Origin of the sequence: Blastococcus aggregatus (assembly GCF_900221005.1) — a bacterium.
Taxonomy (GTDB): domain Bacteria; phylum Actinomycetota; class Actinomycetes; order Mycobacteriales; family Geodermatophilaceae; genus Blastococcus; species Blastococcus aggregatus.
This window is the reverse complement of record NZ_OBQI01000007.1, coordinates 169,245-189,672: the sequence shown is the minus strand read 5'-3', so window position 1 is coordinate 189,672 and position 20,428 is coordinate 169,245. Positions and strand designations below refer to the sequence as shown.

Annotated in this window: 13 protein-coding genes and 2 pseudogenes; 4 read left to right on the top strand and 11 right to left on the bottom strand. The window is 69.7% G+C overall.

All coding sequences use genetic code 11. The features are described 5' to 3' along the window. Positions 1-2: 2 nt before the first annotated feature. Positions 3-923: pseudogene (locus CRP29_RS23850) on the top strand (SDR family NAD(P)-dependent oxidoreductase); the annotation flags it as partial. Between the two features lie 316 nt (positions 924-1,239). Here CRP29_RS23850 and CRP29_RS20820 read toward each other — a convergent pair. Both CRP29_RS20820 and CRP29_RS20815 read right to left on the bottom strand, forming a co-directional pair. Further along, a complete protein-coding gene (locus tag CRP29_RS20820) occupies positions 1,240-2,172 on the bottom strand; it encodes an alpha/beta hydrolase (protein WP_097196972.1) in 933 nt (310 codons plus the stop codon). A gap of 78 nt (positions 2,173-2,250) precedes the next feature. Then, positions 2,251-3,753 (bottom strand): flavin-containing monooxygenase, encoded by a 1,503-nt coding sequence (locus CRP29_RS20815; protein WP_097196971.1) that lies wholly within the window; start codon positions 3,751-3,753, stop codon positions 2,251-2,253. Between the two features lie 88 nt (positions 3,754-3,841). Between CRP29_RS20815 and CRP29_RS20810 the strand changes: the two genes are divergently transcribed. Beyond that, entirely contained in the window at positions 3,842-5,023 is a 1,182-nt protein-coding gene (locus tag CRP29_RS20810) for an AraC family transcriptional regulator (protein ID WP_141437191.1), read from the top strand. Between the two features lie 29 nt (positions 5,024-5,052). On the opposite strand, the gene CRP29_RS20805 is transcribed toward CRP29_RS20810, so the two are convergent. The 4 genes from CRP29_RS20805 to CRP29_RS20790 form a co-directional block, all read right to left on the bottom strand. Next, positions 5,053-5,373, bottom strand: coding sequence for a hypothetical protein (locus CRP29_RS20805; protein ID WP_097196969.1), 321 nt, complete (start codon positions 5,371-5,373; stop codon positions 5,053-5,055). 218 nt (positions 5,374-5,591) lie between these two features. Beyond that, positions 5,592-7,304, bottom strand: a complete 1,713-nt coding sequence (locus CRP29_RS20800; protein ID WP_097196968.1) for an MDR family MFS transporter — start codon at positions 7,302-7,304, stop codon at positions 5,592-5,594. Further along, positions 7,301-7,825 (bottom strand): MarR family winged helix-turn-helix transcriptional regulator, encoded by a 525-nt coding sequence (locus CRP29_RS20795; protein WP_176523078.1) that lies wholly within the window; start codon positions 7,823-7,825, stop codon positions 7,301-7,303. The genes CRP29_RS20800 and CRP29_RS20795 overlap by 4 nt, the downstream gene beginning before the upstream one ends. A 120-nt stretch (positions 7,826-7,945) precedes the next feature. After that, positions 7,946-8,317 (bottom strand): hypothetical protein, encoded by a 372-nt coding sequence (locus CRP29_RS20790; protein ID WP_135095154.1) that lies wholly within the window; start codon positions 8,315-8,317, stop codon positions 7,946-7,948. A gap of 341 nt (positions 8,318-8,658) precedes the next feature. Here CRP29_RS20790 and CRP29_RS20785 point away from each other — a divergent pair, with 341 nt between their 5' ends. After that, positions 8,659-11,316, top strand: a complete 2,658-nt coding sequence (locus CRP29_RS20785) for a putative bifunctional diguanylate cyclase/phosphodiesterase (protein WP_141437190.1) — start codon at positions 8,659-8,661, stop codon at positions 11,314-11,316. An 869-nt stretch (positions 11,317-12,185) separates the two neighbouring features. On the opposite strand, the gene CRP29_RS20780 is transcribed toward CRP29_RS20785, so the two are convergent. From CRP29_RS20780 to CRP29_RS22940, 5 genes and pseudogenes are all read right to left on the bottom strand, one after another. Then, a complete protein-coding gene (locus tag CRP29_RS20780; protein ID WP_245853159.1) occupies positions 12,186-15,416 on the bottom strand; it encodes a type ISP restriction/modification enzyme in 3,231 nt (1,076 codons plus the stop codon). 518 nt (positions 15,417-15,934) lie between these two features. After that, positions 15,935-16,969: pseudogene (locus tag CRP29_RS23425) on the bottom strand (restriction endonuclease); the annotation flags it as partial. 185 nt (positions 16,970-17,154) lie between these two features. Next, a complete protein-coding gene (locus CRP29_RS20775; RefSeq protein ID WP_225236002.1) occupies positions 17,155-17,628 on the bottom strand; it encodes a Mov34/MPN/PAD-1 family protein in 474 nt (157 codons plus the stop codon). 29 nt (positions 17,629-17,657) lie between these two features. Beyond that, the gene (locus CRP29_RS20770) at positions 17,658-19,490 is read right to left on the bottom strand and encodes a ThiF family adenylyltransferase (protein ID WP_097196963.1); all 1,833 of its coding nucleotides are present in this window, start codon (positions 19,488-19,490) and stop codon (positions 17,658-17,660) included. A 303-nt stretch (positions 19,491-19,793) separates the two neighbouring features. Then, the gene (locus CRP29_RS22940) at positions 19,794-19,958 is read right to left on the bottom strand and encodes a hypothetical protein (protein ID WP_176523076.1); all 165 of its coding nucleotides are present in this window, start codon (positions 19,956-19,958) and stop codon (positions 19,794-19,796) included. A 110-nt stretch (positions 19,959-20,068) separates the two neighbouring features. Between CRP29_RS22940 and CRP29_RS20765 the strand changes: the two genes are divergently transcribed. After that, entirely contained in the window at positions 20,069-20,419 is a 351-nt protein-coding gene (locus CRP29_RS20765) for a helix-turn-helix domain-containing protein (protein ID WP_097197070.1), read from the top strand. Positions 20,420-20,428 lie beyond the last annotated feature (9 nt).

Here is a 20,428-nt window from a genome sequence, read left to right as displayed (position 1 = left end):
TCATGGGCGCTGGCCACGGAGACAAACTTGACGACCCCGTCAGGTTAGCCATCTGGCGATGTGGCGCACAACACCCCGGGTCGGCTTTCTGGCGGGCCCGCCCCCTTTGGCGGCGCGGCTTCGTCGAACGGTTCAGCGACCGGCCGCTCCCGATCATCGGAGCCACCTTCCTGACCACCGGCGCTGGTCGGCTCCGGGCGATCACCCGTGGGTGGGTGACCCGCTGGATCCTGGCCCCGACCTTCCCGCTCGTCATCGCCCGGCGGCAGCGCCCAGCGGGGGCTCTGGAGTCATGGCAGGTCTGGCGAACGTGGGACGGAGCGGCGGAGGAGCTCATGCCCGAGCGGGCGGTCGAGGGGCAAGCGCGAGACGCCGATGTCAGCGGCGTCCGGGTCCTGCTGACGGGCGGTACCAGCGGGCTGGGGCTGGGCATGGTGCGGGCCCTGGTGACCGGCGGGGCCTCGGTGGTCCTGACCGGCCGGGACGCCGACCGTGCCCGCCGGGTCGCCGAGCAGGAGACGGCCGCCGGCCCGGGATCGGCCACCGGGATCGCGATGGACGTGCGGGACGAGGCCTCCGTCGCCGACGGCGTGGCGGCCGCGCGCGCGGCCCTCGGCGGCATCGACGTCCTGGTCAACAACGCCGGCATCGGCATGCGGACGGTCAATCCCCGGTTCCTCACCGAGCCACGACCGTTCCACGATGTCAGCCCGGCGGGGTTCGCCGACCTGATGGCCACCAACGTGACCGGCTACTTCCTCGTCGCCCGCGCGGTCGTGCCCGACATGGTCGCTGCCGGGCACGGCACCGTGGTGAACGTCAGCATCAACGAGGAGACGATGCGCCGCCGAGGGTTCGTCCCCTACGGCCCGTCCCGAGCCGCCACCGACGCGATGTCGCACGTGATGGCCGCCGACCTGGCCGGCACCGGCGTGGACGTCCACCTGCTGCTGCCCGGTGGGGCCACTGTCACCGGCATGATCCCTGACGACCTACCGGACGAGGCCCGAGCCGGGCTCCTGGAACCCGGTGATGGGCCCGGCCATCCGGTGGCTGTGCTCGCCCGCGTCCGCCGGCCGCACCGATCTCCGCGTGGTGTCGCGGGACTTCGTCCCAGCAGGGGACCCCTCTCCCGCGTGACCGACCCGCGGTTCGCCCCGGCCCCGGCCCGGGAGCCGCCGGCTGTGCGGGGCAGCCGGCCCCGCCCAATGGACGGAGCCGGCTGCATCCAGGGGTCGGTCAGCCGCGCAGCAGCTCGCCGAACCGGGCAGAGCTCTCGTCGATCGCCTTCTGCGCGGCGGGCGAGATCGCGCCCATGTCGAAGAAGCCGTGGATCATGCCGTCGTAGCGGTGGACGTCCGCGGCGACGCCCGCGGCACGCAGCGCCTCGCCGTAGGCCTCGCCCTCGTCCCGCAGCGGGTCGAACTCCGCCGTGACGACGACCGCCGGGGGCAGTCCAGTGAGGTCGGCGTGCAGCGGCGACAGGCGGGCGTTCTTGGCGTCGTCCCATGCCCCCGCGTAGTGGCCGTAGAACCAATCCATGGTGTCCTTCTCCAGGAAGTAGCCCTTGGCGTTCTCGACCCGGGACGGGTACTCCCCCTCCGCGTCCACCGCCGGGTAGATCAGGAACTGGGCGACCAGCGCTGTCCCGTCGGCGTGCAGCACCTGCGCCACGACAGCCGCGAGGTTGCCGCCGGCGCTGTCCCCGACGAGACCCAGCCGCTGGTCTCCGCCGAACTCGTCGAGATGCTGGGCGATCCAACGGGCGGAGGCCACCGCGTCGTCCGCTGCGGCGGGGAAGGGGTGCTCCGGCGCGAGCCGGTAGTCCACGGACACCACGACGGCGCTGCTGCCCTTGCAGACGTTGCGGGCCATGTTGTCGTGGGTGTCGAGGTCACCGATGACCCAGCCCCCACCGTGGAAGAAGATCACCGTGGGGAAAGGGCCCTCGCCTTCGGGGCGGTAGACGCGCGCCTTGAGGTCACCCTCGCTGCCGGGCACCGTGCGGTCCTCACTGCTCCCGACCTGGACGACGTGTTCGGGCGCCCGGGAGCCGTGGGTGAGCGCGAGGTACTGGTCGCGCCCGGCCTCTGCGGTCCCCTCGTACATGGGGGGCATGCCCGCCTGGTCAAGCATGCTGAGGACGGCGGCGATGTGCGGGTCAACCGGCACAGGATTCTCCTTCTGGGAACGACTCGGGACGTGCGGAAAGAACTCGTGGGTGGTGCAGCGCGACCGCCGGCCGGCCGGTCAGCCGTACACCAACGAGGTGTCGTCGAGCTCGAGCGCAGGCAGTGAGTCGCGCTCCTCGGCGTACTCGAGCAGGTGGAGCCAGGGCTCTCGGTCACCCTGCTTGAACATCAGGTGCATGGTGCGCATGACGTAGCCGGAGTTGAAGTTCTCCGGATCGCCCCATGGCCGCAGCTGCATGCCGGCGTCCTCCGGACGCAGCGTGGGGACGACTGTCGTCGCACCCCGCTTCTCCATGTGCGCGAGCAACCGGCAGACGAACTCGCTGACCAGGTCCGCACGAAGGGTCCAGCTGGCGCGGAAATACCCGAACACGTAGGCCATGTTCGGCACGCCGCTGATCATCATGCCGCGCCAGGTGACCCGCTGGGTAAAGTCGACCGGCTCCCCGTCGACGGTGAAGGCGACCCCCCCGAACAGGCTCAGGTCGAACCCGGTGGCGGTGACGACGATGTCGGCCTCCAGCTCCTCTCCCGAGGAGGTGCGGATCCCGGTCTCGGTGAACGTGTCGATCGTGTCGGTGACGACCGACGCCTGGCCCTCCCGGATGGCGGTGAAGAGGTCGCCGTCCGGGAGGAGGGCGAGCCGCTGCTGCCACGGCCGGTAGGTCGGGTTGAAGTGCTTGTCGATGTCGAAGCCCTCAGGCAGCAGGGGACGCATCGATTCGATGATGAAGGCCCGCAGCTCCTCCGGCGCTTCCTTGGACATCCGGGTGATCTCGTCGCCCTCGGCGATGTACGCGCGCCGCAGGATCTCGTGGGTCCACTCGTCAGGGACGTCCAGGGCGCGCAGCGTGTTCGCCAGCTCGTGGGTCCTGGGGCGGGCGAAGAAGAACGTCGGCGAGCGCTGCAGCATCGTCACGTGCGCCGCCTCCTGCGCCATGGCCGGCACGAGGGTGGCCGCAGTGGCTCCGGATCCGATGACGACGACGCGCTTGCCCGCATAGTCGAGGTCGACCGGCCACTGCTGCGGGTGCACGACCTGACCACGGAACCGGTCCAGCCCCTCCCACTGCGGCCGGTGGGGCCGGGAGTGGTCGTAGTAGCCCTGGCACATCCAGAGGAAGTCGGTGGTGAAGCGCAGCGACTCGCCGGTGTCCTCACGGGTCACGTGCACCGTCCAGCGCTTCTCCTCCGATGACCAGCTGGCCGCGCTCACCCGGTGCCGGTAGCGAATCCGGTCACCCAGGTCGTTGTCCTCGATGACCTCGTCCAGGTAGGCCAGGATCTCCTCCGAGGCGGCGATCGACGCGCCCCGCCAGGGCTTGAACCCGTACCCGAAGGTGAACAGGTCGCTGTCGGACCGGACGCCGGGGTAACGGTGGGTCCACCAGGTGCCGCCCCGGGCGTCCAGCGCGTCGAGGATGACGAAGCTCTTCCCCGGGAACTGCTCCTTCAGGTGGTAGGCAGCACCGATCCCGGAGATTCCCGCGCCGACCACGAGCACGTCGACGTGCTGGGTTTCCTCGGCGGTGCCAGGTGCTGCGTCTGCGGTCAAGGTCATGCTCGGTACCCATCTGCCGGGTGACGGCGGTCACCACGGAAGCTAGCCGCGAGAGTTCCACGTGAGCCATGACACAATAGGCCGTAAGTTGATTATTTCGGCCAACCCTCAGCCCTTCGACGCCCCCGTCCGCGGCACGGGCAGCGTGGCTCTGCTGTGCGCGCTCGCCATGGAGCACGGCCTGCCTCGCCGTGATGTCCTGGCCGGCGGCGGGATACCGGAAGCAGCCCTCGAGGACCCGGACGCCGAGATCACCGGCGCCCAAGAGCTGCGCGCCATCGCCGCGGTCGCCGAGTCGCTGCCCGAGGACGCAGGCCTGACCGCCGGCGGGCGGTACCGGCTCGCGAGCTACGGCATCTGGGGCTTCGCCCTGCTCTCGAGCCGCACCCTGCGTGAGGCACACGAGGTCGCCATGCGGTTCGTCGACCTCACCTACGCCCTGACGCGCATCAGCGCCCAGGAGGACGAGGGCGAGGTCCGGCTGTTCTTCGACGACTTGGACGTCCCGGAACACGTCCGGCGCTTCGTCCTGCTCCGCGACACCTCGGCGGCCCTCCAGCTGTGGCGCGAAACCCTCGGCCGCCCGGTCGTGCCGCTGCGCGTGACGCTGCGACTGCCGCAACCGGCCGACCCCACGGGGTACGAGACCGCGTTCGGCGTGCCATCCCTGTTCGGGACCGCACGGTCGATGCTGGCCTTCGACGCTGCCCTGCTCGACCAGCCATTGCCGCAGGCGGCCCCCCTGACCGCCGCACTCTGCCAGGCCCAGTGCCGGGACCTCCTCCAGCGCCGCCACTCACGGCAGGGGACGAGCGGACGCGTGCGGGACCTCCTTGTGCACACGGGAGGCCGGATCCTCGGACAGGAGGAGGTCGCCGCCGAGCTGCACGTCAGCGTGCGGACCTTGCGCCGAATGCTCGAGGACGACGGAACCACCTTCCGCGCCATCGTGGAGCAGACACGTGAACACCTGGCGGAGGAGCTGCTCGTGACCGCCGGTCTGAGCGTCGAGCAGGTCGCTCGACGGCTCGGATACACGGATGCCTCAACTTTCGTCCATGCCTTCCGACGGTGGAAAGGGATCAGCCCCGGCCGCTGGAAGGAGCGGAAACGCGGGCTCCCGGTGCGGCCGTCCACGAACGGTCGGAAGTCCCGGCCGGCGGCCGGCGTAAGTGACGGCCGCGCCGGCCGAGCCGCAGATGGGATCCCTGTCCCATCGACGAGTTCGAAAGCCCCGGGCCCGAGAGAGCCCGGCGCCGCCGACTCCTGAGCATTCGCGCCTCCCGTTCGAGGCCGCGCTCAGTCGGAGGTGTTGGGCCGTTCAGTTCGATCCCGCTCCGGCCGATCGGCCGCCGATGGGCAGCCGGCCCGTATCCACGATTCCATCGCGGCGACCCCTCGTGCCGCCTCGAGCGCGATCATGATCTGCTGGCGACCCGGTCGCCGCCAGGTCGGGGGCCCGGCCGCCAGCCAGTCGGTCAGCACCGCGGGACGTCCTGTCCACGCCGTGCCCATGGCCAGGCTGCCGGTCATCAGGCACCAGAGCAGCAAACGGGCCGCGCGCAGCAGCCACAAGCCGAGGCTGTAGAGGTACAGCCTGGTTCGGAGGAGGTACTCCACCGCCCCCCCTCTCTCCAGGGGTCTGCCCGCTCACAGCGTCACGACCGCCGCGGGTCACCCCCGGCTGTTGCGAACTGCAACCATGGTCCCGCGGTGCAGTGCGAAAGGGAAGGGTTCCGTCTGCGGGCAGCATCTGGGGGCAGCTAGCTGTAGCGCCCCGGAGACACAGGCTGGCCTGGCTGGTCCGGTGGTCCCGCGACTACCGACGGCAGAGGCCGCTATGGCTCGGCCTTCGGAAGTCGCGCACCGGCCGATCCGCGGGCGTCGGAAGCGCTCCTGCGTCCGGCATCGTCCGCGCCATGCCCGAGATCGCAGTCCGGATCGACCGCCGTCTCGAAGGCCTCTGCGACGTTCTCCCCGGTGGTGTGCTCCTGCGCGTGTTCGCGCAGCGGGGTCTCCCGCAAGAACAGCAGCACGAGGAACCCGAGCAGAGCGAACGGCACGGCGGCGAGGAAAGTGGTCTGCAGCGCGTCGGCGAAGCCGGTGATGACCGCGGTGTGCACCGGTTCGGGCAGTGCGCCGATCTGTTCGGGGCTGCCCAGCGTCGGAGTCCCGCCGGCGATCCGGTCGGCCGGGACGCCGGCCTCGGCGAGGCGGGACGGGATGGTGTCGGCGAGGCGATGGGTGAGCAGGGCGCCGAACACCGCCACCCCCAAAGCGCCGCCCAGTGACCGGAAGAACGTGGCCCCGGAGGTGGCCACGCCCAGGTCCTTCTGCTCCACGGCGTTCTGGGTGGCCAGCACCAGCACCTGCATCACCAGGCCGATGCCGACGCCCGTGACCAGCATGTACAGCCCGGCCACCACCAGGGAGGTGTCGACGGCGAGCCGGCTCATCAGCCCCAGCCCGACCGCTGCGATCAGGAGGCCGACCACCGGGAAGATCTTGTACCGACCGGTGGCCGTGATCGCCCGCCCGGAGCCGATGGAGGCAGCGAGCAGGCCCACCATGAGCGGCAGCGTCAGCAGCCCCGAAGCAGTCGGCGACTCCCCCTTGACGATCTGCAGGTACTGCGGCAGGAAGATGATCGCGCCGAACATCGCGACACCGACGACGAAGCCGGCCAGGCTGGTGACGACGAAGGTGTGGTTCGCGAACAGGTGCGGCGGCATGATCGGCTCGCCTGCGCGACGCTCCTGCCACACGGCGAGCACCAGCAGGACGGCGGCCGCGGCGGCGAGCGCATAGGTCCAGGCCGAGTTCCAGGCGAACTCCTTGCCGCCCAGCGACAGCATCAGCAGCAGCGCGCTGACCGAGGCGACGATGAAGAAGGCACCGAGCCAGTCGATGGAGTGCCGGCTGCGCGGGAACGGCAGCTTCAACACGCGCTCGGTGACGATCAGGGCCGCCACGCCGATCGGGATGCCCACCCAGAAGGTCCACCGCCAGGACAGGTGCTCGACGAGGAACCCGCCGAGCAGCGGTCCCGCGACCGTCGCGATCCCGAACACGGAACCGATGTAGCCCTGGTAGCGACCACGCTCCCGCGGGCTGACGACGTCGCCGATGATCGCCTGCGACAACGCCATCAGTCCGCCGACACCCAGCCCCTGAACCGCGCGGAACGCGATCAACTGCGCCATGTCCTGCGCGAAGCCGCTGGCCAAGGATGCGAGCAGGAAGATCCCGATGGCGGACTGGAACATGATCTTCCGCCCGTAGAGATCGGACAGCTTGCCCCAGATCGGTGTGGATGCGGTGGAGGTCAGCAGCGTCGCCGAGACGACCCAGGCCAGCTGCTCCTGCCCACCGAGCTCGCCCACGATGGTCGGCAACGCCGTGGCCACGATGGTCTGCGAGAGCGCCGCGACCAGCATGCCCAGCATGAGCCCGAGCAGCACGGTCAGGATCTGCCGGTGTTCCAACGGTGGCAGGCCCTGGTGGCCGCTCGAGGAGTCCGGCGTCTGGCTGTGAGGAGCAGGGGAACTCACGCGCGCAGGACCTCTTTCGAACCGGCTTCGTCGGGGGTTGCGGCGGATCTGTCCGGGCTCGCGCCGGAGGGCGACGGCGCTCCGCCGGCCATTGCCTCGGTGACTCTGCCGTCGAGACCTGCGTTCAACCGTTCCAGCAGCGCTGCAAAGGTGTCCTGCTCGTCGATCGGCCACGAGCCGATCAGCTCGCGCACGGCATTCCGGCGGACCTGACGTGTCCCAGCGACCGCACGCCGCCCCGCCGATGTCAGCCGCAGCCGGCAGGCCCGCCCGTCCTCGGGGTCCGCCTCGCGCGTGACAAGCCCGGCCTGCTGCAGGCTGGCCACGTGCCGGCTCACCGTCGAGGCGTCGAGGTACAACCGGGCCGCCAACGCCCCGTTGCGCATCGGTCCCTCGTCGTTGAGGAAGCCCAGGATCGTGTATGCGCTCCGCTCCAGTGGCTCCACGGGCCCATCGGTGTGGAGCTGGACGCGCTGAGCCCGGCGGACCAGATGGGTCAGCTCACGTTCGATGCGCACCATGGACCCCTCAGCCGATCCGGCCCCACCCAGTTGCATGGGCCAACCATAAGGCGTTGCCGACGAAGGTTCCAGCTCTACCGCCGCCGGTGGAACTCCCCACCTACGCAGTCCGCCATCCGGTCAGCCCTCGGCGCTGGATCCCGCCTCGTCGCCTCCCGTCGACCCCGGCGATGACTGGCCCAGCCACGACTCCAGGGCGGCGATGCCACGCGCCGCTTCCCGGTGCACGAGCTCATCGTCGAATCGCGGTGCAGGTGAGCCATCGACCGGCCCGGACCGCCCCGGTGCACCGTGGAGCAGGTGCCGACCCGCGGCGTAGAGGCCGTAGCAGGACACCGCCACGCCGCCCATACAGAACGCCGCAACCAGGGTCCACGTGAAGGCGGGTAAGGCTTCCTCCAGCAGGCGCGACAGCGCTTCCCCCGTCGCCTCCCAGGCCACTACCGAGGCACCCATCAGTCGCCGCCAATCAACGTGCGGCACCACAGCCACCGGGCCATGGCGCCCGCGTGCGAGGACTTCAGCCTATTCCCGTACCGGCTCGGAACGGATGGTTGCACACGTCATCTTTCGACCAATCCCCAGCGAGACCTGCACCCGGGCAGAGGTCCGCGGCGGGTTCCACGATCAGGTTGCGAGTCCCCATCGTTCCGTGACACGTCCCACCTCAGGCCGTGAGCGAGGCGCTGTGGCGTGTAGCGGTGCGCGCCGGGCTTGACCCGAGGGACCTCGCCGGGGCCGACGGGCACGACCGGTCACGGACACCGCCCCCCTCGAATGGGTGGTCGCGCTCAAGACGAGTTGAGCCGTACCGATACGGAACCATGCGATTCGTGCGGTTCTCCGAGCAGAGCATGCGCCGCGCCTCGCCCCTGTGGTGCTACCTGACGGCGCTCGTGCTGCTGCCGCTCCTCGGCGTCATGGTCTTGGCCACCGCCGCGGCACAGACCCGGGCGAGCGAGGCGGACAGTGCCGCACGCGCGGAGAACGGCATGCGGACCCTCGCGGCCCTCGACGGCGCGCGCCGGAGCGTGGAGCAGGAGCTGATCCCGTTCCTGTGGCTGCACGTCGTCGCCAACCCGGAGGCCATCGCCATGCTCGACCTGCCGCCGGGACTGCTGGAGGTACAGGCCGAGACGATGGCGCGCGACTCCGCGCGGGTCCGAGCGGTGACCGATCGGGCGCTGGCCGGCGTGCCGGCCGGCTCGGTGGGCTCCGCTGCCGCCGAGCGCGCCGCGACGGACCTGGCCCTGCTGCGCTCCGGTGGCAACACGCTGAACCTCGACATCGAGGACGTCTACTTCCGTTTCCTGGCCGTCTCGAACGATCTGATGACCGCCCAGCAGGCCGCCGCAGCCGCCGCCACCGCGGAAGGGATCCCGGGGGTCACCCTGCGGGCACTCCAGGACGTGCAGTCCATCGCGCGGCTCAGCCAGGTCGCCAGCCGGCAGCTCCCGCTCTTCTTCGGGTCCATGTTCGCCGGCGGGGACAGCATGATCGGCTCGCGCACCGCGTGGCAGACCGCCCTGCTCGACTACAGCGACGCCGAACGCCAGATGAAGTCCCTGTCCCAGCCCTCGCTGCGAGAGGCATGGCGGGCCGTGCAGACGTCCGACGCCGTGGGCGCCGTGGACGGCGTGCTGACCAGCGGTGCGGACGGCGACACCCCCACCGTGTCCGTCGCCGAGATCGCCACGCTGCTCGTCCAGACCCAGGAGCGCAACGATCTGCTGGGCGAGCTCGTCGAGACCGCGATCGGCAACGCCCACACGCTGGTGTCCGCCGACCGGGAGGAGGCCACCGGTCAGCTGCGGGGGATCCTTCTCCTCGCCGCCGGCCTGCTGGCCGTCTCGCTGCTCGCCGCACTGGTGCTCGGCCGCAGCGTGGCCGGCGCGCTGCGACTGCTGGCCGGGCAGGCCAGCCAGATCAGCGAGGGCTCGCTGGTGGAGGTGGAGGTCGCCGGACCGCGCGAGGTGCGCACCGTCTCGGCGGCGCTGGGAGCCGCCGTCGCCGGGCTGCGCCGGATCCAGGACCAGGCCCAGGCCGTCGCCCGCGGCGACCTCGACGACGCCCTGCTCGACCAGCCGCTGCCCGGACCGCTCGGTGAGGTCGTCCACGCGTCGGTCAAGGAGATCGTGCACGCGGTACGCCAGCGCGAGGAGCTGCAGTCCGCCCTCGCCCACCAGGCCACCCACGACGCGCTCACCGAGCTGCCCAACCGCGCCCAGGCCGTCACGCTGGTCACCGGCGCGCTGCACCGCGGCCGGCGGTCCGGTCAGATGACCGGCCTGCTCTTCGTGGATCTCGACGGCTTCAAAGCGGTCAACGACGGGCACGGGCACGCCGCCGGCGACGAGGTGCTGCGCGAGGTCGCCCGCCGGCTCACGGCCGGGGTCCGGCCCGGCGACGTGGTCTGCCGCCTGGGCGGCGACGAGTTCGTCGTCCTCGTGGAGCCCGTGCACACCGAGCACGACCTGCTGGAACTCAGCCACCGGCTGATCTCCTCGATCAGCGAGCCGATGGTGGTCCAGCGTGCCCAGGTCCGGATCGGCGCCAGCATCGGCGTAGCGGTCAGCCGGGACGGCAGCACCGACGCCGACGTGCTCTTCGCCGAGGCCGACGCCGCCGCCTACCGCGCCAAGGCTGCGGGGCGTGGCCGCGCGGAGATCTTCGACGAAACCCTGCGGCGGCAGCTCAACCAGCGGGCGGCACTGGAGGTGGCGATCGCCACCGGCCTGGCCAACGGTGAGATGCAGGTGGCGTACCAGCCCGTCATGGAGGTCGCCACCGACCGGCTGATGGGCTACGAGGCGCTCATCCGCTGGACGCGACCCGGTGTCGGACCGGTCGCTCCAGACCAGTGGATCCCCGTGGCCGAGGGGTCCCGACTGATCGGTGAGGTCGACCGCTGGATGCTGCACGAGGCCACCCGCCAGCTGGCGCAGTGGCGGGCCGAGTCCCCCGCCGCGCCGGGGGCGCCCGACCCGACGATCGCGGTGAACATCTCTGGACGGCACCTGGCCGACCCGCGGGTGATCAGCGACGTCGCCGACGCGCTGGAGGCGTCCGGGCTGCCCGCTCACCTGCTGGTCCTGGAGGTCACCGAGACCGTGCTGGTCGACGACCCGCTGGCCAATGACCACCTCACCGAGCTGCGCGCCATGGGCGTCAGCATCGCCATCGACTACTTCGGCACCGGATACACCTCCATCGGCCAGCTGCGCAACATGCCGGTCGACACGCTCAAGATCGACCGCAGCTTCGTGGCCTCCACGGAGCCCGCCCACCGCGAGCTCGTCGCCCTAATGATCAGAGCGGCGCACACCTTCGGGTTGACCGTCGTCGCCGAGGGCGTGGAGGAGCCGGACCAGCTGGCGCAGCTCAAGGCGCAGGAATGCGACCAGGCCCAGGGCTACCTGCTCTACCGGCCCATGCCCGCCACCGAGGCCGGGGCGCTGCTCCGCAGCCCCCAGCCCGCCGGCTCGCTCTGAGATGGAGCGACACGGTCCTGCGAGAGGGTGTGGGGGACACGACGACCTCCTGATCGAGGGCCGTCCATAGACAACTCCACAGCCCACCCAGACGTCTGAGCCATGCCGAGACTGGCACTACTGAGCAGACTCCCGGTCATTGACCGGCTCGCTGGCGCACGCCACGGTGACGGCCGAGACATCGACGACACCGCGATCGCCCCTACCCGCCGCAAGCGCAACGCCTCCTTGCGCGGCAGCAGGCCGCCCCCCGAGGAGGCGGCCAGCTCCGCAGAGCCATGGAGCAACCCAGAGGCGGATCGCGAGGTCGACGGCGTCGAACCCGTCGACCTTGTTCGGTCCGGAAGGTGCTGATCGCCTCGCCCCGCGATAGGACATGACGTCTCCCACCCTGGGTTACCCCCGAGCCGAAGAGGAGCCGGGACGCCGCATGCGCCGGCATTGCAAGCGCGGTGTTGAAGGCACGCGGAAGGCACGGCATCCGCGTGCCTCACGTCCCGCCTGCGGGAACAGGGCTAGAGTCTCAAGCCTTCCAAGCTGGCCATGCCGGTTCGATCCCGGTCACCCGCTCCACGTCCTGACCAGCTCCGATGCCCGTTTGTGCAGCTCAGCCGGGCAGCGCTGCTCCTTCCGTGCCTTACCGGTGCCGCCCCTGTTGACCACTGACCACCGGGTTTGACCGGTGCTTAAGGCGCGGATAAGGCGCGCCCCGGCCGTGGATGACCTCTGCGTCGTGCAGCTGCAGGGCACGGGCCGCCAGCCCACGAGCGACGCCGGGTACGGACGGCCAGGTGTCATCTCGTGGCTGGCCTGTGCCCCGATCGGGGCGGCCGGCGCACCGTGATCGCGGCCTGGCCGTCCCGTGTCGTTCACCCGTCGTGGCGGGTATCAAGCGGGGGCAGGGAGTCGACCACCTTGATCGTCTCCAAGGACACTGTGACGATGCGCGCCAGCAGGTCGACGATGTAGCGCGGATCGCCGACTTCGCGGGACCAGTCGTTGGGGTCGTTGACGATGCCCGACGCCTTGTCCGTCTTCACCCAGTAGCGGTCGATGATCCACTCGATCGCCGAGCGGCTGCCCAGCGTGTACCGGTACGCCTCTTCCGGGATGCCCCGCAGGGTGATCCGGTCGTTGTAGTGGATGACCGACTTGTCGCTCCGCAGACCTTCGGTCTTCTGCTCCGCAGTGGGCTTGCCGAAGCTCATCTTCTTGTTGCCGACGGCGAAGAACCCGTAGTTGGCCTCGCCGCCCGGGCCACTCACGTCAAGCCCTTCCAGCGGGTACGGCTTCACGGTCTCGTAGCCCAGGTGCACCTCGGCCAGCTGCCTGCCAGCATCGGCGAACGCCCGGAAGTCGGCCGCGAACGGGATCCGAGGCAGCATCTTCTTCAGGTCCGCCGCGTAGGTCTCCCGGTACTCCGACGAGTGCAGCAGCCCGTAGACGTAGTCGAAGATGTCGTTCTTGCTGATCGCCTCGCCCTGGTACGCGGCGGTGAATGCGGCCAGCGCCTCATCGGTGATGTTGTCGATCTGCCGGTAGCCATCGACGACGTCGCCCTCGTGGACGTCGAACATCCCCGCGTCGTCGACCTTCTCGTAGTGCCACCGCGCAAAGAACTGCCCCGTGTAGCTGTAGAAGCTCAGGTCCGGCAATTGGTCGACCATGACCACCCCTGGCGCTGCTTCAATGCGCGGGGCAACAACGACAAGCCCTCGATTCACGTGCGTTGAGCCGGGAAACAGCGTGGGAAGCCTGTAGACCATGTCATTCAGCGCGCGGTCGAAGTAGACGTTCGCCTTCGTGAATGGTCGATAGACGGCTAACTGGACGCGCTCACCCTTGAATTCACGAGGACGCCCCCGATCCAGATCCGCCAGGAGACCCCGGTTCCAGCTGATCAAACTGCCGTCCGTCGTTGCGGTCGCTGCGGTGGCGCCTCGGGCACGGTCCGTCTCGTACGTGGCGACCAGCCTGGTCATGTTCTCAGCCACTGATTCCCGGCCGAAGGAATAGCACCATGTATCGCGATTGGTCTTCAAACCGCCTGACTGGACTGCAAAGACAGACTCGATGGGCAGGAAGCTGACAAAATCGTCGGCGCGTTGGCCGAGCCAATCGCCATGATCGTTCGGCGCGATAACCACGGGTGCCAAGCCACCAAGAGTTTCCGCCTCGGCGACATGGGCCAACTTCTGCTCGCGAGTGAGATAGTCGCCGACGTCGGTGTAATGCACAGTGGCCGATCCGGCCTGGCCACGTTTCTTGACCAGCACGGTGATGGCGACAGTGGCTCGACTGCCGGCGCCAAAGACCTTGCCGCCCTCACGGCGAGACTGCTCGCCTGCCGTGCGCTGGTTGCCGCGGAGGTTGAACACGTGGATGGCCGAGAACTCCTCGGCCAGCGTCTTGCGCATGCCGTCGGCGGTGTTCGAGTCCAGAAATCCACCGTTCGTCACGAAGGCGACGATGCCGCGATCCTGGATGCGCAGCGTGGCCCACTTGATCGCCCGGATGTAGGAGTCGTACAGCGAGTTCTTGTTCGTCGCTGTCGAGCGGGCGGCGTAGGTGTCCCGGATGGCGGCGTCCAGCGTGGGGTACTTCTCGTTTGCGTTGTCGTCGTTCGCCGAGTCCTGGCCTGCCGAGTACGGCGGGTTGCCAACGATCACCTGGATAGGCAACTTCTTCTGCCGCTCCAACCGCTCGTTGTTCTCCGGCATGACGCTGATGTCCTGCTGGTCGCCGTCCTCCCACGACTGGAAGCTGTCGGTGAGCACCAGCCCGGGGAACGGCTGCGGCGTCCCCTCCAGCTCCTCGAACGTCGTCTCGATGTTCGCCGCGGCGATGTAGTAGGCCAGCAGCAGGATCTCGTTGGCGTGCAGTTCGTTCGCGTACTTGCGGGCCAGGTCATGCGGCTCGATCAGCCCGCTCTGCAGCAGCCGCACCAGGAAGGTGCCGGTGCCAGTGAACGGGTCGAGCACGTGCACGCCCTCGTCGGTCAGCCCCTGCCCGAACTCCGCGCGCAGCACCTCGTCGGCCGAGCGCAGGATGAAGTCGACGATCTCCACCGGCGTGTAGACGATGCCGAGCTTCGACACCGTCTTCGGGAACGCGGTGGCGAAGAACTTGTCGTACAGCTCCACGAGCACCCGCTGCTTGCCCGCGGCGTTGTCCACCCCGGCGACCCGCTTGCGCACGGTGTCGTAGAAGCCCTCCAGGGTCTCGTTCTCCGCACCCACCGCGTGCGCATCGAGCACCACCAGCATGTTCTCCATCGTCCGGGCCACCGGATTGCCGGCCAGGAAACTGGAGTGCGCGAACAGCGCATCGAACACCGGCCGGGTGATGAGGTGCTGGGCCAGCATGTCGATCGCGGCGTGGTCGGTGATCGAGTCATTCAGGTTGCCGCGCAGCCCGGCGACGAAGTGCTCGAACTCGGTGGCCGCCGGCCCCGGCGTCGCGAGCAGGCCCTTGATGCGGGTGACGTGCGCGGCGGCGATGTCGGCGATGTCCTTCGCCCAGGATTCCCAATACCGGCGCTCGCCGACCTTGGCCACGATCCGCGCGTACATCGCGTCCCGGAATTCGTCGGCCGGGAACTCCATGAGCAACTGCTCGGTGGACTTCTGCGCCGGCTGATCCGGGTCGGGCACGGCCACGCCGTCGCCGTCCGTCGGACCGGTGATGGAGACGATCTCGATGGTGTCCGGCTTGCGCTTGTTCAAGTCGATCTGGTTGACCATCGCGTGGAAGCGGTCATCGTGGCTGCGTAGCGCCTGCAGTACCTGCCAGACCACCTTGTACCGCTCGTTGTCCCGCAGCGCCTCCTCCGGCGCGACGCCGCTGGGCACCACCACCGGCAGCACGATGTAGCCCAGCTCCTTGCCCGGCGCCTTGCGCATTACCCGGCCGACGGACTGCACCACGTCGACCTGCGAGCCACGGGGGGTGAGGAACAGGACGGCGTCCAGCGAGGGCACGTCCACCCCCTCGGACAGGCAGCGGGCATTGGTGAGCACGCGGCACACGCCGTCGGGGGCGGGCTCCTTGAGCCAGGCAAGATGGGTGTTGCGTTCGTGCACGCCCATCGTGCCGTCCACGTGCGCCGCCTGAACCCGCAGCCGGGGGCGGTCCTCCGGGGGTCGATCTGCGCTCGGTCGGCCAGGTCCGGGAACGCCGCGGCCGCCGTCTTAGACGCCTTGATGTGCTGCGCGAAGGCCACCGCCGTCCGCATCGGCGCCCTGCCGACGACCGACGGCTGGCCATCGGTCGCCGACGGGCCGAAGTTCTTCGCCAGGCCGTTCCAGCAGCCGATCAGCTTCGCGGCCTGGTCGAGCTGGATCTCACCGGAGTTCGCCATGGCCTGCTGGAAGTTCTCCGCCACGTACTTCTCGTCGACGGCCAGCACCAGCACCTTGTAGTCGGTCAGCAGGTCGGCCTCGACCGCCTGCCCGAAGCCGAGCCGGTGCAGCTCCGGACCGAACGTGTTCTGGTCGCCCATGTCGGCCAGCACCGCGTCGGCGTCCGTTGCCTTGCGACGGACCTCCTCGCCGAACACCTTGGGCGTCGCGGTCATGTACAGCCGCTGGGCCGCCTTCAGGGCATCGGCGTCGTGCACCCGCACGAACGCGGACTCGTCTCCCTCGGCGAGGGTGACGCCGGTCGTCCGGTGTGCCTCGTCGCAGATGACCAGATCGAACCCGGGGAGGCCGAGCTCCTGGGCGCGGGTGACCACGTCGATCGACTGGTAGGTGGAGAACACCACCCGCATTTGGCCGTCGGCGTTCGTGTTCGCCTCGAACCGGCTCAGGAGCGTCTGCGGGTCGGTCGAGGCCGGCTCGGTCAGGTCGATCGGGAGCTGGTCGGCGTCGTCGGACGGCGTGCGCCGTCCGACCCGGACGTCCGAGCAGACCGCGTACGGCGCGATGTCCACCTCGGCGTTGGCCATCCACTCCCGCAGGCTCTGGCTCAGCAGCTGGATGCTCGGCACCAGGAACAGCACGGTGCCGCCCGCGCCGACCAGCTCCTCGGCGATCCGCAGGCTGGTGAAGGTCTTGCCGGTGCCGCAGGCCATCACCAGCTGGCCCCGGTCGTGCTTGGCGAGCCCGGCGCGGACATCGTCCAGCGCCTTCTGCTGGTGTGGGCGCAGCGTCTTCTTGCCCGTCGGGACGACGATTTCCGGCGTCGTCCAGGAGAACTGGTCCCAGTCGATGGCGGCGTCGGCGAGGTACCCGATGTCGACGCGCTGAGCCACTCCCCCCGCCAGCGTCTCCTCGGCGTTGGACGACCAGCCTGCTGCCGTGTCGAAGACGATCCGCTTGGTGAACTGGGCGGAGGCGGAGGCGGAGACGAACGAGTCGATGTCGGCCTTGGCGACCGTGCGACCCGGTGCGTAGAACTTGCACTGGATGGCGGTGAGTCCGCCGTCGTCGGCGTTCGCCGCGACCAGGTCGATGCCGGTGTCCGGCCGGCCGGCGCGCTCGGGCCAGTCCGACCACAGCCAGACGTCGGAGAACCGCGACTTCCACTCGGGGTCGGAGGTCAGGTAGGCCCTGATCAGTCGCTCGAACTTGCTGCCCTTGTCCCGCTCGTCCAGCGCTTCGCTGCGAAGTCGGTCTAGGACAGTGTGGATGGTCCCCGTCACGCTTCGCATCTTGCCCGACTGGACCTCAGGGCAGGGTTGCGCCGCCCAGACAAGTCGGCCCATCGCAGGGCGAGAGATCGACTAACGGGACGTCCGGCGAGGGTGGCTCCCGTCGGACGGGCTCACACAATCGACGCCGATCTGACGCCTTGGCACTCTTCTCCAGCGCCAGGTCTGCCGAGCCCATCGCCCGCTCACTCGCTTCGATCGGTCGGTGACTCCCACACCTCAAGGGATAGGAGACGAGGGCCGCCGCGACGGCGGACTTGCTGGCGGACGGCGACCTGCCACAGCGGACCGCCAGCGAGCACAGCCATCACCGGATAGTCGGCGCGCGCGTCGGGATGCTCGGCGATATGACGCAGGGTGGCCCGGTCGGTGCCGCTGAGCCTGACGGTGCCACGCGGATGGGTGTGCCAGTCGCCCAGGTACTGCAGTCGTCGGCCTGCCAGCTCGTACGCCTGGGCGAGTTGCTCCTCCTGCCAGGCGCTATCCGGTGTGAATGTCCTCGCGTGATGGCCGGCGCGGGGCCCGGGGCCGATGACCTCACTGATGACCACCGCGGCCGGTTGAGGGGACCAGCCCAGAAGGAGTCCCCCGGTCTCTGAGGGGTAGGCGCGCTGGGCCTCGCGGAGCGCCTCCTCCAGGGCCGCCGCGGCCCACCACACGCGGCCCCGGCGGGTGGCGCGGAAGTCGATCAGTGGTCGCCGCGGCACAGCGGATGCACCGGTAGCTCGAGGCCGGTCCAGGTCGGGGGGATCGGCGTCCCGTCAGACGTCCTCAACGCGAGGACGTGCACGTCGTGGCCGCTGTCGGGGTACCCGCCTGGCCGGCCCTGCTGCAGCGTTGCCACGGCGACGCGGACGGCGTGCAAGGCGACCTCGGCGAGGTCGAAGCCGGACCCGGCGAAGGTGGGGTCGGCGCAGCCGACCGGTTGGACTCCACTTCCGTCTGGGGCCGCCGCTAGCGAGGGGATGGACTCGCCGTGGAGGCCGTACTCGAGGCAGTACCAGCACGCCGTTCCCGACACGGGCGACAGGCGGGTCACACGACCACCCCACCCGCCGTTGGTCGCCGAGGCGGCGAGGTACGGCTTGCGGCGGCGGCGCGCCAGCCACGCCAGCGCCTGCTGCAGGCCCTTCTCCGCGGTGCAGTCCAAGACGAGGTCGACCTTGTCGATGAGCTCGATCCACGCGTCGATCTCGTTGCGGTGGTCGGGCTGGGGGTCGGTACGTGGTGCGCCGATCGCGTACGGAATGACGTTGACGGTGATGTCGGGCGCGACGCTAAGGGCGATCTGGCTGGCGGCGAAGGCCTTGTTCCATCCCGCCATGTCGAGGCGGGCGGCGTGCCGGACCAGGTTGCCCGGTTCCAGGTGGTCGCGGTCGACCACGGTGAGCTGTCCGATACCGGCCCGGGCGAGATGCTCGGTGACGGTGCTGCCGAGCGCTCCGACACCGAAGACGGCGATGTGCCGGTCGTGCAGGCCGGTGAGTTCGGGGACCCGGGCCGCCATGTCCGGCTGCCCGGCGTACCCGGCGCGGATGACATGCGTGGTGATCCTGCCGCCAGCCGACGGAAGGCCGCGCTGCCCGCGCCCGCGCTTGGCCTGCTGCCGGGGCCGGCCGCCGGCCGGACGGAGGCGGACGAGGAAGACCCAGCCGTCGCCGGTGCCGCGGTGCACTCGCTCCTCGGGGAAGGTCAGGCCGAACACCTGCAGTTCCCAGCCTTCGACGGGAGCGGGCTGCCACGCCCCGTCGAGGAGTTGCGGCGCAGCTCTCTTCAGTTCGGTCACGAACGCCTCGGGGGTGTTGCCCCGGACGGAGGCGTCCAGGCGAGCCCAGCGGCCGGTGACCGGTCGCGGGAAGCGGTCGGGATTCTGCCCGGAGAGCGAGCAGAGGACCTGGCCCCTGCCGTCGCTGACCGTGAAGACCGCGCCGTGCAGGAGGCCGGCGTCCTGCACCGCATCGACGCCGGCCAAGTCCAGCCGGGAGAGCCGCAGGCCGAGCGTCCCATGCGTGCTCGTGGTGGGCAGCGTCCAGCCGCTGTCGACGAGAAGCATCGATCCCTCGTCGAAGCAGCTGTAGTAGTCGGTCCAGGGCTCGGCCTGGGCCTCTTCCACGCCGGTGAGGGCCTCGACTTCGTCGGCGGACGTCGCCGTTGCCTGGCCGGCCTGCACCGTCTTGGGCAGCTGGTTGGTCAGCAGCCAGGCCAGCGTGTCGTCCGTGTGCCACAACGCAGTCGAGCGACCGATCAGGCAGAGGTCTCCGCTGAAGGGATGCGCGTGGTGGGCCATCGGCTCCAACTGGTCGGCAGTGAGGCGGACCGAGGGCCGGACGAAGGGGTACAGGTCGGGGAAGGTCACCGTCAGGTCGACGACCCGGTCACCGATCGCGGTCACGCGTAGCTGAAGGACGCCGAGCCGGCCGGCCGCGTCGTCGATGTCGTAGCGGATGCCGGCCGCCTCGAGACATATCAACTCGTGCTCGAGGCGGCCGGGGAACTCCGTCTCCCAGAGCGGAGTGCTCAACCGACCGGCCGGTCCTTCGGCGGACGCGGCGGGTTCGGCGGGCCCGGCGGGGGGCCCGGCGGCGGCTTCGGGGTGTGCGGGTGCTCCGGGTGCTCCGGGTGCTCCGGGTGCTCCGGGTGGTCGGGCTTGCGCGGCTGTCCAGGCATGGTTTTCCTCTCGTTCGGCGCCGATGTCGGCGACTCCGTTGACCATGGCACGTACCTCTGACAATTCCGCCCAGTCGCGGTTCTGCACGCCGCCGGACGGTTGACACCGCCTGAAAAGGAGCGAGTTGCACGACGCTCTTTTCAAGCGAGGTGGCAATCAGTTCTCTTTGCGGACGCCCTTGAACGGTTTGGCGTCGGCCTTGCCATCCATGAACTGGCCGCCTGGTCCACGCTTCGTCCACGAATGCGTCTTGGGGTTGTAGGTCTGCGTCCGCTGGCGCACTGCTCCAACGCGATGTCCGCGACCAGTGTTTTTGGCCATGACGGCCTCCTCTGTCTCATCGCCGCCACCATGGTGGGCGGACGTTCACTAGAGTGCATGGCGGTCGCAGGCTTGTCAACTATGGTGTCCGGGCGTGTACTATCGTGGCTATGCAGGACCAGCCCGCCGAGCTCGGCAAGATCCTTCAACGCCTTCGGGAGTTGTCCGGCTCATCGCTCAAGGCTGCGGGCGAGCAAGCGGGGATCAGCGCGGCGTACCTCTTGAAGCTTGAGCGCGGCGACGTTCAAAACCCCTCTCCCCACGTCTTGTACCGCCTCGCCGAAGCTCTAGACGGGGACTATCTGGACCTGATGCGGCGCGCTGGCTACGTCGTACCCGGCGCGCAGGGTGCCGGCGGCAGCCTCGCTCACGCACTCAGCGCCAAGGGCATAACTGACGACGAGGCCGCTGCGCTAGCCGCCTACCTAACGATCTACCGACAGCAGCGCGGGCATGGCTGACCTCCTAGC